Annotated in this window: 13 protein-coding genes; all 13 read left to right on the top strand. The window is 27.4% G+C overall.

Annotation, left to right across the window (positions count from 1 at the left end; all coding sequences use genetic code 11):
- Positions 1 to 772 (top strand): polysaccharide biosynthesis protein (locus B2671_RS10835; RefSeq protein ID WP_346870425.1); only part of this gene is annotated, 772 nt, incomplete at its 5' end.
- 51 nt (positions 773 to 823) lie between these two features.
- The gene (locus tag B2671_RS10830; RefSeq protein WP_346870424.1) at positions 824 to 2,140 is read left to right on the top strand and encodes a nucleotide sugar dehydrogenase; all 1,317 of its coding nucleotides are present in this window, start codon (positions 824 to 826) and stop codon (positions 2,138 to 2,140) included.
- 71 nt (positions 2,141 to 2,211) lie between these two features.
- The gene (locus B2671_RS10825; protein WP_346870423.1) at positions 2,212 to 3,411 is read left to right on the top strand and encodes a glycosyltransferase; all 1,200 of its coding nucleotides are present in this window, start codon (positions 2,212 to 2,214) and stop codon (positions 3,409 to 3,411) included.
- A 24-nt stretch (positions 3,412 to 3,435) separates the two neighbouring features.
- Positions 3,436 to 4,581 (top strand): glycosyltransferase family 4 protein, encoded by a 1,146-nt coding sequence (locus tag B2671_RS10820; protein WP_346870422.1) that lies wholly within the window; start codon positions 3,436 to 3,438, stop codon positions 4,579 to 4,581.
- The gene (locus B2671_RS10815) at positions 4,568 to 5,668 is read left to right on the top strand and encodes a Gfo/Idh/MocA family oxidoreductase (RefSeq protein WP_346870421.1); all 1,101 of its coding nucleotides are present in this window, start codon (positions 4,568 to 4,570) and stop codon (positions 5,666 to 5,668) included. The genes B2671_RS10820 and B2671_RS10815 overlap by 14 nt, the downstream gene beginning before the upstream one ends.
- A gap of 13 nt (positions 5,669 to 5,681) precedes the next feature.
- Positions 5,682 to 6,974 carry a polysaccharide biosynthesis C-terminal domain-containing protein gene (locus B2671_RS10810; protein WP_346870420.1) on the top strand — a complete coding sequence of 431 codons (1,293 nt, stop codon included), beginning with the start codon at positions 5,682 to 5,684 and terminating at the stop codon, positions 6,972 to 6,974.
- Positions 6,975 to 6,984: 10 nt separating this feature from the next.
- A complete protein-coding gene (locus tag B2671_RS10805) occupies positions 6,985 to 8,082 on the top strand; it encodes a leucine-rich repeat domain-containing protein (RefSeq protein WP_346870419.1) in 1,098 nt (365 codons plus the stop codon).
- A gap of 14 nt (positions 8,083 to 8,096) precedes the next feature.
- On the top strand, positions 8,097 to 9,449 hold the full coding sequence (locus B2671_RS10800; RefSeq protein ID WP_346870418.1) for an O-antigen polymerase: 1,353 nt from the start codon (positions 8,097 to 8,099) through the stop codon (positions 9,447 to 9,449).
- Between the two features lie 74 nt (positions 9,450 to 9,523).
- On the top strand, positions 9,524 to 10,633 hold the full coding sequence (locus B2671_RS10795; protein WP_346870417.1) for a glycosyltransferase family 1 protein: 1,110 nt from the start codon (positions 9,524 to 9,526) through the stop codon (positions 10,631 to 10,633).
- A gap of 16 nt (positions 10,634 to 10,649) precedes the next feature.
- Positions 10,650 to 11,732: a glycosyltransferase gene (locus tag B2671_RS10790; protein ID WP_346870416.1), complete on the top strand. Its 1,083-nt coding sequence runs from the start codon at positions 10,650 to 10,652 to the stop codon at positions 11,730 to 11,732.
- Positions 11,733 to 11,889: 157 nt separating this feature from the next.
- Positions 11,890 to 12,918: a glycosyltransferase family 2 protein gene (locus tag B2671_RS10785; protein ID WP_346870415.1), complete on the top strand. Its 1,029-nt coding sequence runs from the start codon at positions 11,890 to 11,892 to the stop codon at positions 12,916 to 12,918.
- A gap of 11 nt (positions 12,919 to 12,929) precedes the next feature.
- Entirely contained in the window at positions 12,930 to 14,108 is a 1,179-nt protein-coding gene (locus B2671_RS10780; RefSeq protein ID WP_346870414.1) for a DegT/DnrJ/EryC1/StrS family aminotransferase, read from the top strand.
- Positions 14,109 to 14,337: 229 nt separating this feature from the next.
- Positions 14,338 to 14,991 (top strand): exopolysaccharide biosynthesis polyprenyl glycosylphosphotransferase, encoded by a 654-nt coding sequence (locus tag B2671_RS10775; RefSeq protein ID WP_346870427.1) that lies wholly within the window; start codon positions 14,338 to 14,340, stop codon positions 14,989 to 14,991.
- Positions 14,992 to 15,122: the final 131 nt, after the last annotated feature.

Genomic DNA, 15,122 nt, shown 5'->3' with positions numbered 1-15,122 from the left:
GCACAAACCAGAAGTGGTATTCCATGCAGCAGCCCATAAACATGTACCTCTAATGGAGGGAAATGCGGGAGATGCTATTAAAAATAATATTTTAGGTACATATAATGTAGCTAAATGCTGTGATAAATATAATGTTAAAAAGTTTGTTTTAATTAGTACAGATAAGGCAGTAAATCCAACTAATGTAATGGGAGCAACTAAAAGATTTTGTGAACTTATAATTCAAGCTTTTAATGAAGTTAGTAAAACAGATTATGTAGCAGTTAGATTTGGAAATGTTCTTGGAAGTAATGGTTCAGTAATACCACTATTTAAAAAGCAAATTGAAAAGGGTGGACCAGTAACAGTAACCCATCCAGAAATAACAAGGTTCTTTATGACTATTCCTGAGGCAGCTCAATTAGTTATTCAAGCTGGTGGTCTTGCAGATGGTGGAGAGATATTTGTATTAGATATGGGTAAACCGGTTAAAATGGTTGATTTAGCAAGAGATTTAATAACACTATCTGGATACAAGCCAGATGTAGATATTAAAATAGAATATGTGGGATTAAGACCAGGAGAAAAGTTGTATGAAGAACTTTTAATGGATGAAGTAGCACTTACATCTACAGAGCACAATAAAATTTTTGTAGAAAAACCTAAAGATGCTACTATAGAATTTATTGAAGAAGCTATAAAACAGTTTAGAAATGTAGATAATATGACTAAAGAGGAAATAATAAAATTGCTTGAAGAAAAAGTTCCTACATATAAAAGAAAGAAAGACTAAGATATGTAACGAATTGTGTAATGTAATAAATTACTAATGGGAGGAACAATTATGAGTCAATTAAAGGAAGAATTATTATTAAAATTAAAGAATAAAACAGCTAAACTAGGTGTAGTAGGTCTTGGATATGTAGGACTTCCTCTAGCAGTAGAAAAAGCTAAGGCGGGATATGAAGTTATAGGATTTGATGTTCAAGATAAAAAAGTTGCTATGGTTAACAATGGAGAAAATTATATAGGTGATATAGTAGATAATGACTTATCAGCCCTTGTTAAAGCAGGTAAGCTAAAAGCAACTACGAATTTTAGTTTCATAGAAGAAATAGATACAGTATGTATAGCTGTACCAACACCTCTTGATCTTTATAAACAGCCGGACTTATCATATGTAGTTAATTCAACAAAAGATGTAGCAAAATACTTAAAGCGAGGAATGCTTATAGTTCTTGAGAGCACAACCTATCCCGGAACAACGGATGAAGTTATAAAACCAATTCTTGAAGAAAGTGGATTAAAATGTGGAGAGGATTTCTTTTTAGCATTTTCACCAGAAAGAGTAGATCCTGGTAATAAGGAATATAATACTAAAAATACACCTAAGGTTGTAGGTGGATGTACACCAGATTGTACTGAGGTTGCAGGAACTTTATACAGATGTGTATTAGATGGAGAAATTATGGAGGTATCTTCACCAGCAGTAGCTGAGATGGAAAAAATTCTTGAAAATACCTTTAGAAATATAAATATAGCCTTAGCTAATGAAATGGCAATATTGTGTAATAAAATGGAGATTGACATTTGGGAAGTTATTGAAGCTGCAAAAACTAAGCCTTATGGATTTATGCCATTCTATCCAGGTCCAGGTCTTGGTGGTCACTGTATACCACTAGATCCATTCTACTTAGAATGGAAGGCTAAAGAGTATGATTATCATACAAAACTTATAGAGACTTCAGGTATAATTAATGATTCTATGCCAGAATTTGTAGTTGAGAATGTGATGAAGCTTTTAAATGGTCATAAAAAGGCATTAAATGGTGCAAAAGTACTTGTTATGGGTGCTGCATATAAAAAAGATATAGATGATATGAGAGAGTCACCAACATTGAAAGTACTTGAGATATTAGAGAAAAATGGTGCGAACATAATGGTTAATGATCCATATATCCAATCTTTCAAACATAAAGGTATCCAATATATATCAGTAGATTGGGAAAAAGAAATTGATAATGCTGATATAGTAATCATCACTACAGATCACAGTTGTTATGACTATGAATTAATGGTTGAAAAGGCTAAGCTCCTTTATGATACAAGAAATGCGACAAAGAATGTTAAAAAAAATAGAGATAAAATAAATAAACTTTAATATATTTAGGAATTAGATTTAGATACAGTATAAAAAAGTACTGTATCTAAAAATTATGAGGAGAATTACTTATGAATGTATTGATAATATCACATATGTATCCTAATAGTTTTAATGAAAATAATGGTATATTTATACATAAACAAGTTGAAGCAATGCTAGAAGAATTTCCAGATATAAATGTGAAGGTTGTATCACCGGTACCATATACACCATTTTTATTATCATTAGTTTCAGATAAATATAAGGGATATTATAATATCCCAAAGAAAGCTGTTTGGGATGGAATAGAAGTATATTATCCAAGAGCTATATTTTTACCTAGAAATATAGACTTTAAATCAGATGGAAATAGAATTTATAAAGGAATAAAAAATACAGTAGAAAAGATATATGAGAATTTTAAGTTTGATATAATTCATGCCCATGTAGCTTTGCCAGATGGATATGGAGCTATGTTATTAAATAAGTCTTATAATAAACCTTTGTTTGTAACTATTCATGGTCAAGATATGAATTATACGGTTAACTTTAGCAAGGCATGCAGAGATAATGTAATGAAAGTTTTAGAAGCTTCATATAAGTGTATTTTTGTAAGTGATAAGCTAAAGAATGATGCACTTAAATATTCTAAGTCGGGAAAAAACTATGTGGTAATTCCTAATGGAGTAAATGAAAAAGATATTTTAGTTGATAAAAATAAGCAAATACAAGAAGAATTTAAGAATAAAAAATATATTTTGACAGCAGGAAATCTTATTCAGACTAAAGGGATTAATTATATTATAGAGGCTTTTGCTAAAATTCATGGAAAATATGAAGATTTAGTTTTAGTTATTGTTGGACAAGGACAAGAAAGAGAAAATTTAAAAGAGCTTGCTAGGATTAGAGGCGTTGAGGATAAGGTGATTTTTAAAGGTAAAATACCTCATAAACAATTAATGCGATATATGAATCAATGTTATTTTTTCGTTCTTCCAAGTTACAAAGAGGGATTTGGTGTAGTATATATTGAAGCAATGGCTCAAGAGAAAGTTGTTATTGGTTGTAAAGGTCAAGGCATAGAGGATGTAATTGAAGATAACTTAGATGGATTATTAGTGAATCCAAGAGATGTAGAAGATTTAGTAGTAAAGATGGAGTATATAATAAATAATGAGGACAAAAGAGAGCATATGGCATTATTAGCTAAGAAAAAGGTTATGACTAAATTTACTTGGAAGAGAAGTGCTATAAGTCTAAAAGAAAAATATTTAGAGGCGTGTAAGTAAAAGAGAAGAGGTGGAATATATAGCATGAAAATATGTATACTAACCACGGGGCATAGTCCTTTTGATTCAAGAATATTCTATAAGCAAGCAAATTCTCTTAAAAAGATATGTGATGATATTACTATAATAGGTCCTTATGATAAGGAATTTGAGATAGTTTCAGGAATAAAGATAAAAGGTATACCTAAACCAAAAGATTTAAAAGGGAGATTTTTTATTTTAGATTTAATAATTGAAAAGGCCATAGAAGAAAGAGCGGATATATATCATTTTCATGATTTTGAAATTATATATAAAGCATTAAAGATAAAAAGAAAATTACCAAGTTCAAAAATAATTTATGATGTTCATGAACATTATCCAGATATGGTTAGGATGTCAAAGAAGGTACCCAAACCTATACGAGCATTAACTACACTTATGGTAGATAAAAGTGAACTTTATATATCAAAAAAGTTTGATTTTATAATTACAGCTGATGAAGCTGTTAAAGATAGGTTTAATAACATTAGTAAGAGTGTTGAAGTAATACATAATTACACTCAATTTAATGCTATAAAAAATGATTTAATAAAAAAAGAATATGATATTATATATCAAGGTGGAATAACAATAGAGCGAGGTGCTCTACAAATATTAAAGGCAATTAAAATTTTAAAAAGCAATCCTAAGTATGAAAATATAAAGATGGTATTTGTAGGACCGTTTGGGTATGCTAAATGTAAGGATATATTAATGAAATATATCAGTGATAATGATTTAGAAAGTAATATTATTTTTACTGGCAGAGTAGATCATGATATAGTGAGAGAATATATGTACAAATCAAAAATAGGACTTGTTCCACTATTACCTGAACCTAAATATTTTAAAAATATTCCCACAAAGCAATTTGAATACATGAGTTGTGGTATTCCCGTAATAGGAAGTTATATGCCTCCTATAAAGAGATATATAACAGCATATAATTCGGGTATTGTAATAAATCCTCTAGATGAGGTTGATATCGCTGAAAATATAGCAAAATTACTCATGGATGAAGATTTAATTAAGTGTATGGGTGATAATGGGATAAAGGCTATTTCAGAGGAATTTAATTGGAAACAAGAAGAAGAAAAGCTTATAAATATATATAAAGTTTTAGGAGGAATTAATAATGAAGAATTTTAATGTAGCTGTTATTGGATGTGGAAGGATATCCTATAAAGGAATAGAGGCAATAGTAAATAATAAAGAAACATTAAAACTAGTAGCAACTTGTGACCCTGTTGAAGAAAAGGCAACAGCGAAAAAAGATGAATATATTGAAAAAATAGGTAAGGATGCAATAGTAAATACATATAAAGATTATAAAGAAATGTTAGAAAAAGAAGATATAGATATAGTGTATATAGCAACTGAAAGTGGATATCATCCAGAAATCGCTATAAATTGTATGAAAAAACATATTCATGTTATAGTTGAAAAACCAATGGCGTTATCAATTAAAGATGCTGATGAAATGATAGCTTGTGCTAAAGAAAATAATGTTAAATTATGTGTATCACATCAAAATAGATTTAATACTGCTATTCAAAAATTAAGAAGTGAAGTTGAAGCAAATAATTTTGGTAAGATGGTTAATGGAACAGCAAGGATACTTTGGAATAGAAACATGGGATATTATGAGCAAGCTCCTTGGAGAGGGACTTATGAACTTGATGGTGGAACATTAATGAATCAATGTATCCATAATATAGATTTACTACAATGGATGATGTGCTCAGATGTTGATACAGTATATGCTCAGTGTGATACTTTCTTAAGGGATATTGACGCTGAAGATTTTGGAGCTATACTAATAAGATTCAAAAATGGTTCTATAGGAGTAATAGAAGGAAGTGCTTGTGTGTATCCTACGAATTTAGAGGAAACATTAAGTATTTTTGGGGAAAAGGCAGCTATTTGCATAGGTGGTCTTGCAGTAAACAAAATTGAAACTTGGAGAATTGAAGGTTCAGAGGAAAGTGAAGAGGAAGTTTTGGCAGCACAAGAAGCAGATCCAGATAGTGTTTATGGATTTGGGCATACTTTATTATTTAAAGATGTAGTAGACTCTATTATAGAAGATAGGCAGCCACTAGTAAGTGGAGAAGAGGCTAAAAAACCTCTAGAAATAATATTAGCTGCTTACAAGTCTACAGCAACAGGAATGCCTGTTAAGTTTCCATTAGGAGATTTTTCTACTATGGATATGAAGGAAATGAAAAACAAGTAAGTGAGGGTTCACTGTGGGATATAAAAAAAATATAGCGAGTAATTTTCTTACCCAAATTAGTATATCAGTATTAGCTTTTTTAGTTAGTATTATAGTTTCTAGAGTATTGGGAACAGAGGGAAAAGGTATATCAGTATCATTTTTATTGTTTTTTCAAACAATAGGTCAATATGGACATTTTGGAATAACATATGCTACTCCATACTTTAGTAAGAAAACTGAATATACAAGTTTACAGGTGCTAAATAGTAATTTTACATACACAACAATTATATGTTTAATTATGTCTCTAACCATAATATTAGGAAAAGGATTAGGGCTTATATTTACTCAATATAATTATTTTATGGTTATATTAGGGGTATGTATTCTAACATTTACAATGATAGCTGAGTTTTTATCAACTTTTTATATTTCAGATGAAAGAATAGTCGAAGTAAATAAAATCAATTTAAATTCAAATATATTGAAATTAGGTACAATAATTATATTATGGATTACAAATACTTTAAATTTATATACTTATTTATTGATTATTTCATTTCCAGTAATATTTAATTCTATATTTTTAATTAAAAATTTAAAAGTTAATTTTAAATTTGTTTTAAATAAAATATTAATCAAGAAAGAATTAAAATTTGGACTAACAATATATTTAGCTACTCTATTTATATTCATGAACTATAAAATTGATCAATTTTTTATAGATTTTATGCTTGGAAAATCACAACTTGGAATTTACTCTACAGCTGTATCATTAGCAGAATTGTTATTTATGATTCCAAGTAGTGTATCCAGTGCCATATTGGGAAGACTTTATAATATGAGTAATAGTAACGAAAATGAACGTAAGAGGCTTACAAGTAATACTATAAAAGTTACATTTTATATTACACTAGTATTAATGATAATAGGAATGTTTTGTACCACACTTATTCCAATTGTGTATGGAGAAGCATTTAGAGAAGCGAAAGCTCCAACTATAATACTATTTATAGGAATTTTATTTGCATCTATAGGTAGGGTTTCTTCTTCATATTTTCAAAGCTCAGGTAAACCTAAAGTTCATTTATACATAACATTTGTAGTTTTTGCTGTTAATGTTGTATTTAATGCATGTTTAATACCTGCAATAGGAATAAATGGTGCTGCCATTGCTTCAAGTATTTCTTATGCAGTGTATGGTATAGTGTATGTGATTATATTTATCAAAAAAGAAAATTTTACATTTGAAGGGTTATTCTTATTTAATAAAGAAGAAATTAATTCAATAAAAGAAATGAAAAATAAAATATTTAAAAAATGATGGAGGTTTTATGTACAAAGTTTTAGATTATATAAAAAATAATAAAAAATCAATTTACATGTCAAGTATTATTGTTATTTTTGTAATATTATTATCAAGTATAGGAATTAATATTGCTAAAAATAGTAAAATGAATATAAAAAAGTATAGGAATGCTAAAGTTATACAAATTGAAGATAAAAAATTTGAAATGGCTGTGCGTAAGGAAATTAAAAAATATATAGGTGAAATTTATGACGTTGATATAAATTCTATTAAAGAATTAAATCTAAAGGATAAAGAAATAAAAAGTATTAAAGGGATAGAAAATTTTACATCCCTTAAGAATCTAGATTTGAGTTTAAATGAAATTAGTAATATAGAAGAAATAAAAGACTTATCTTATATAAAAAACTTAGATTTAAGTTATAATAAAATAGAGGATATTAGTTCTTTAAGTGCTTTAAAAAATCTAGTTGAATTAAATTTAGCTGGTAACAATATAAAAAATATTACACCATTAGAAGATTTAAATGGAATTGTTTCACTAAATTTAATGAAGAATAATATAAGCAATACAGATTCATTGGTAGGTTTAAATAACTTAAAAATATTGAATTTAGGAAGCAATAGAGTTAATGATATAAAACCATTAACTAAGATTATTAGTTTGATTAATTTGGATGTTTCTTACAATTATATGGTTGATTTTACAGGAGTGGAGAATTTAGTGAATCTTATAGAGCTAAAAGCTAATAGAAATGGAATTGAAAATATCAATTCATTAAAAGCCATTACTGATTTGAATATATTGGAGATTTCATATAATAATATTAGAAATTTAGAGTTTATTAAAGATAATTATAATCTTCAAGAATTAAATATTTCATATAATGATGTTGATAATTTAAATTCAATTAGAAACTTAGAGAAGCTACAAAAAATTAATCTTAGATTTACAGAAGTTACAGATGTTGCTATATTAGCTGATTTAGAAAAGATGAATGAATTTTATTTAGATGATGAAGTAGATAGAATGCAAATAATGGAAATGAAGACAAGGTTTAGAAATGCTGATACTAAAACAAAAGAGTTTTTTGTAAATAGCATATATAATGATACTAAGTAAAGGAAGAAAATTATATGATTTTAAAGATATTATTAGTTGCATTTGGACTAACATTAAGTACCTATTTATTTAAAAAAGCAGCTGGAACTTTAAGTATAAGAAAACTTAATATAATTTCATACACATTTTATTTATTTGTGTTACAAACTTATATTGGGGCTAGTTTAGTTTTTTTAGGTGATAGGAAACACTATACAATGAACTATATATTACATGATAAAACAATAAGTACTACTTTTTTCTTTGTATTTCTTACTGCAATTTTATTGCCATTAATGATTATAGCTACACATAAGTTACTAAGAGTTGATATGGAAGAAGTTTATAATGGATATTTAGAAAAAGATACACAAGTTGACCATGAAAAAATTATCTTTTATATTGTACTATTAATAGCAAGTGTATGTGTTTTAATGATGATATTATTACTTATTAAAATTGGATATATTCCTCTTATAAAACTTTTACATGCAGAAGCTGGGTTTAATTTTAAAACAGAAAGAATTATAATTTCTAATACAGTTATAATCAATCAGTATGTAAAGAACATACTCATATTGTCATTTATACCAGTTACATCATATATATCATTTGCTTATGCAATAACTACAAAAAAAATAAGATGGATAGTATTATTTATTGTTTTATTTGGATCATCACTTATTGTAAAGACATATAACTTTGCAAAAACACCAGTAGTATTTTATTTATTCACATTTATTATATTATATATTTTAATTAATAATGGTATAAAAAGATTATATATGTATATTGTGGTAGGTGGATTATCGGGTATTATTGCATTAATGTATAAAGTAACAGGATATGTTTTAACGCTATCTATACATGATGGCCCAATAAGCAGGATAATTTTTACTCAAGTAGGAACATTAATTTATCATTTTGATTTGTTTCCTAATTCTTTTCCATTTCTTATGGGAAGAAGTATGAGTGGAACAATTACCAATTTACTTGGATTAAATTTGCCACATATAAGGTCAGCTAAGATTGTTATGGCATTTTATGGTTCAAGAAATGTATTTGATGGAATTGCAGGAGTTATGAATGCATTTTTTATTGGAGAGGCATATGCTAATTTTGGAGTCATAGGGGTTTTAACTAGTATTGCTTATATGGGAATATTATTTGGATTAATATACTATATATTTGCAAAAAAAATAAGAAAAAGTGCTTTGAGTGTAGCATTGTTTGCTATATTAACAAGTGATTTAGCTTATGCTACTCAAGGTGGATTCTTTGATTTTATATATAGCTCTAATATAATACTTATAATATTATTATTTGTATTTATCAATTATTCAAGTAAATACTTATATAAATTTATTAATAATAACAGTTTGAATTAGTTGTATTAAAATATAATTATTGGTATATAATTAAAAAGAAAATTTATGATATATTTGGAAAGCAGGATTTATATATGAATAAATGTATAATATACTATCCATTCAAAATTAATAGGGATCATCCAAGTGCATCTAATATAAGACCAATTAATATAATTAAAGGGTTTGAAGATGCAGGCTACGAAGTATCCATTATAGAAGGAAATGGTAAAGAGAGAAAAAATATAATAAATAAAATAAAGATTGAAATAAAGAATGGTGAAAAATATGATTTTGTTTATATGGAAAGTTCTACAGAACCTACTTTACTTACAGAGTCACACCATTTACCTACACATCCTTTTTTAGATTTTGGATTTCTTAAATTTTGCAAGAATCATAATATAAAAATAGGAGTATTTTATAGAGACATACATTGGAGATTTGACCAATATAAAAAGAGTGTTCCATTTATGAAGAAAATGGTTGCGTATACATTTTACTATTATGATTTAATTAAATATAGAAATATTATTGATGTGTTATATTTGCCATCCGAAGAAATGGAAAAATATATTCCTTTAAATTTAAAGAAACCTGTAATACCATTACCTTCAGGGTGTGAACAAAAATTATTAGACAATAGAGATCTAATAAAAGATTCAACTATAAAATTACTATATGTAGGTGGATTAAGTAAAGAATTATACAACATAGAGATGATAGTTAAGGCTATCTATGAGAATGAAAAATTTGAATTAGATATATGCTGTAGACCCGATGATTGGGAAGCAAACAAAGATTATTATCAACAATATTTAAATAATAGAATACGTGTAATTCATAAAAGTGGAAGTGAACTTGACAAGAAAGCATTGAATGCGGATATTTTTTCCTTGGTAATAGAGCCCACAGCATATTGGGAGTTTGCCATGCCAATGAAGTTATTTTCATATATATCTTATAGAAAGCCAATATTAGGTATTAATAATACTGCTTGTGGAAAGTTTATAATTAATAATGGAATAGGATACACTACTGATTATAATTTTGAAAGTATAAAAAGTATATTAAATTATTTAGAAAAAAATTATCTTATAGAGTATAATGGTAAGTTAAAAAATTTAGAGGTTGCTTACAATAAAAATACATGGAAAGCAAGAGCAAGCGCAGTTATTAATAGTTTATACCAAAAGCAGACTTAAGATAGAAGGAGTAAATATGAGAATTTGTTATTTATCTGATGCAAATAGTGTACATACTAAGAAATGGTGTTCTTTTTTTAAAGATCTAGGATATGATATTCATGTAATATCCTTAAATAATGGAGATATACCTGGAGTAACAGTTCATAGCTTTAATATTGAGTCAGAAAAAGTAGAAAAAGAAAGTTTATTATACAAAGTTGAGTATTTTAAGTTTATTGCTAAGGTTAGAAAATTAGTGGAAAAAATTAAACCAGATATTCTACATGCTCATTATGCTACTAGCTATGGTTTTCTAGGTGGATTAACTGGATTTCATCCCTATATTATATCCGTATGGGGAAGTGATGTTTATGAATTTCCAAAGAAAAATATAATATGTCAAAAGTTCTTAGAGAAAAACTTATCAAGAGCAGATATAATTTTGTCTACTAGTAAAGCTATGGCAGAGGAGACTAAAAAATATACATATAAAGATATACAAATTACCCCATTTGGAGTTGATATTAATATATTTAAACCATTTGATAGTAGATACAAAGAGAAAGAAAAAGTTATAATAGGTGCAATAAAAACTTTTGATATTAAATATGGTATAGAGTATTTGATTAGAGCTTTTGGTGAATTATGCTATAAATATCATAATATAGAGCTTCAATTGGCTGGAAGAGGCCCCTTAGAAGAAAGCTTGAAAAAACTGTGTAAAGAATTAAATATAGAGGATAGAGTAAAGTTTTTAGGATATATTGATCAAAAAAAAGTTGTAGAAAATTTTAATAAATTCGATATCGCAGTAATACCTTCTTTATTTGAAAGTTTTGGAGTTTCAGCAGTAGAAGCTCAAGCTTGTGGAACGCCTACTATCGTAACTAATACGGGAGGATTGCCAGAAGCTACGAGTCCTAACAATAGTAGTATAGTTGTTGAGACAAAAAATGTGAGTCAATTAAAAAATGCTATTGAAAAATTAATACTAGATAAAGAGTTAAGAAGAACAATGGGGGAGTATGGAAGAAAATTTGTTGTTGAAAATTATAATGTATTAGATAATTTTAATAATGTAAATAATATATATACTAGTGCTTTAGAAGTTAGATAGTATAGGTTAATATTTTAGTTAAAGCATAGATTAGCATAGTAATACATTAAAAGAGATATTATTTTACTTTGCAAAAGAGAAAGGTTTTACTTCATCAGATATAAATAGAAAATTAAACAGAATTATATAATAAATTAATTATTTAGGACGTGAAAGTATGGAATTTACTAAAACAGTTTCTGTAGTAATACCCTGTAGAAATGAAAAAAAGTATATTGGAAAGTGTATTGATTCATTTTTAAAACAAACTTATCCAAAAAATTTATATGAAATATTGATATGTGATGGTATGTCTATAGATGGAAGTAGAGAAATAATAAAAAAGTATGAAAGTAATTATGAAAATGTAAAATTAATAGATAATAAAGAATTGACGGCACCTAAAGGTATGAATTGTGGGATAGAATACAGTAATTCTAACATAATAATAATTTTTGGATCCCATGCTTATGCTGATGAAAAATTTGTAGAGAACAATGTAAAGTTGTTGTATAAAGATATGGAAATAGGTTGTGTAGGTGGTCCAATAGAAACAGTAAGTGAGAATGAAGTTGGGCAAGCAATATCCCTTGCTATGAGCTCGCCTTTTGGCGTTGGAAATGCACTTTTTAGATATGCTCGACATGAAGTATTTGTTGATACTGTAGCTTTTGGAGGTTACAGGAAAGAAGTATTGAATGAAATAGGATATTTTGATGAGGAATTAGTTAGAAATCAAGATGACGAATTAAATTTTAGAGTGATAAAAAATGGATATAAAGTATTATTATCGCCGTGTATTAAATCAGTTTACTATAGCAGAGGCTCTTTAAAAAAATTGTGGAAACAATATTATCAATATGGATTTTGGAAAGTTAGAGTTATGCAGAAGCATGGTAAAACTGCATCAATAAGACATTTAATTCCTATGATGTTTGTATTAGGAAATATTTTAGGAATTTTATTAAGTATGTTATTTAAGCCAATATTCTATATATGGATAAGTGTATTAGGAATATATATAATAAGTGATTTATTTGAATCCTTTAAAATTACAAAACAAAAAAGAAAATTATTCAAATATGTATCCATAATATTTCCTATATTACATATTAGTTATGGAATTGGATTTTTAGAAGGACTGATACATTTTTATTTATTTAAATCAAATAAAAATATAAGTAAAAATACAGAAATGTCAAGATAAGGAGAATTTATATGTATAAAAAAAGAGAAACTTTTTTACCTTATGCAGTGCCACTAATTGATGATGAAGATATAAATGAGGTTGTAGAAACATTAAAATCAGGCTGGGTAGCTAAAGGACCAAGAACTATAGAATTTGAAAAGAGATTTGCAGAATATACAGGCGCTAAATATGCTGTTGCTATGAATTCTGCTACAGCTGCATTACATATTGCTTTGATAGCTGGGGGAGTTAAACCAGGAGATGAAGTTATAACAACTCCAATTACTTTTGCAGCTACAGCTAATACAATAATTCATGTAGGAGCAACTCCTGTATTTGTAGATGTAGATCCAGAAACATTTTGTATAGATGCAAATAGGATAGAAGAGAAGATAACAGATAAAACTACTGCTATAGTTCCAGTACATTACACAGGTCATGCTTGTGATATGGATAAAATTAGAGCTATAGCAGAAAAATATGATCTTTTCGTATCAGAAGATGCAGCTCATGCAATTGATACTTTTTATAAGGGTGATTTAATAGGTAAAAAAGGTGATTGTGCATCCTTTAGTTTCTATGCAACTAAAAATATATGTACAGGTGAAGGTGGAATGCTTACAACTAACAACGAAGACATAGCTGAAAAAGCAAGAGTAATGTCAACTCATGGTATGAGCAAAGCAGCATGGAATAGATATGGAAAAGGTGGAGCTTGGNNGGCTTGGAGATATGATATAGAATATCCGGGTCATAAGTATAATATGTTCGACATCCAAGCAGCTCTTGCGAAGACACAAATGAATAAATTATCTGCAATGCAAGATAGAAGGAAAGAAATTGTAAAGAAATATGAAGAAGGCTTTTCTACACTTGATGGAATTAAACTTCCACCAGAAGCAGATTATACTACTCATTCTTGGCATCTTTATGTAGTAAGACTAGAGCTTGATAAACTTACAATTGATAGAGATAAGTTTATAGAACTTATGGGAGAAGCTAACATAGGTACCAGTGTTCATTTCATACCAGTACATTTAATGAGCTATTATAGAGAGCATTTTGATTATAAGGAAGGGGATTTCCCAGTAGCTGAAAGTTACTTTGATACTATACTGTCATTACCATTGTATCCAAAGATGACAGATGAAGATGTTCAAGATGTAATTAATGCAGTTACACATATTATAAGTAATTACCATAAATAAATATAAAAGTTAAAGGATCTAGTTTTTATATGGAATTAGATCTTTTAATTTATAATTTAACAAAAGAGATGAAAAATAGTTAAATTTGTATGAAATATAGGCATAAATATATATTTATATTACAAATTCACATAATATAGATATGTAATAATAAATTCATAATAATTTAAAAATATTTTTTTTATGAAATAAATGATATAATAATTTTGTGTTCGTACAAGGAGGAATTATTTTGGAGAACAATATAGTAATAGATATAAAGGAAAAAATAGAGAATAAAAAAATTCAATTTGGAGTAAAAAGAATTTTTGATATTATATTATCTTTTATAGGTATAGTGATATTACTTCCAATATATTTAGTTATTGCTATAGCAATAAAACTAGATAGTAAGGGGCCAGTATTATTTAAGCAAATTAGAGTAGGAAAAGATAGAAGAAATTTCACCATATATAAATTCAGAACTATGGTGGTATCAGCTGAAAGTAAGAGAGAATTACAAATAGACCCAACTAATATGGATAACTTTGTATTTCAGAGTAAGAGTGATAATAGAATCACAAAATTAGGTAGTTTTTTGAGAAACACAAGCCTTGATGAAATACCACAACTATTTAATGTTTTATTTGGCCATATGAGCTTAGTTGGACCAAGACCTGAAATACCTGAAGTTGTAAAATATTATCCAGAAAACTATTATCAAAGATTATTAGTATTACCTGGAATAACAGGACTTGCACAAGTTAGTGGAAGAGGAGAAATAGAATTAGGAAAAACTATTTACTATGATTTAACTTATATATGTAACTTTTCTATTTGGTACGATATAAAAATATTATTTACTACTTTTTTAAAAGTATTTAAGAGAGAGGGAGCTTTTTAAAGATAGAATAGAAATAATTATTTTAGGTTTATACAAGGTTATATACTAGAAGAAAACAGATGTAGTTATAAAGAACAATAGCACGAACACAGCTATAATAATGATAGCTATAAATAAATATAGAATTAATT

This window comes from Clostridium sp. UBA5119 (assembly GCF_002414285.1).
Taxonomy (GTDB): domain Bacteria; phylum Bacillota; class Clostridia; order Clostridiales; family Clostridiaceae; genus Clostridium_J; species Clostridium_J sulfidigenes.
Note: the sequence above shows the minus strand (reverse complement) of the source record. Positions and strands in the feature narration are given on the sequence as shown.

Coding starts and splice junctions, on each gene's coding strand:
- B2671_RS10785 (WP_346870415.1), top strand. CDS start 11,890: ATGGAATTTACTAAAACAGTTTCTGTAGTAATACCCTGTAGAAATGAA.
- B2671_RS10805 (WP_346870419.1), top strand. CDS start 6,985: ATGTACAAAGTTTTAGATTATATAAAAAATAATAAAAAATCAATTTAC.
- B2671_RS10820 (WP_346870422.1), top strand. CDS start 3,436: ATGAAAATATGTATACTAACCACGGGGCATAGTCCTTTTGATTCAAGA.
- B2671_RS10815 (WP_346870421.1), top strand. CDS start 4,568: ATGAAGAATTTTAATGTAGCTGTTATTGGATGTGGAAGGATATCCTAT.
- B2671_RS10800 (WP_346870418.1), top strand. CDS start 8,097: ATGATTTTAAAGATATTATTAGTTGCATTTGGACTAACATTAAGTACC.
- B2671_RS10825 (WP_346870423.1), top strand. CDS start 2,212: ATGAATGTATTGATAATATCACATATGTATCCTAATAGTTTTAATGAA.
- B2671_RS10795 (WP_346870417.1), top strand. CDS start 9,524: ATGAATAAATGTATAATATACTATCCATTCAAAATTAATAGGGATCAT.
- B2671_RS10790 (WP_346870416.1), top strand. CDS start 10,650: ATGAGAATTTGTTATTTATCTGATGCAAATAGTGTACATACTAAGAAA.
- B2671_RS10830 (WP_346870424.1), top strand. CDS start 824: ATGAGTCAATTAAAGGAAGAATTATTATTAAAATTAAAGAATAAAACA.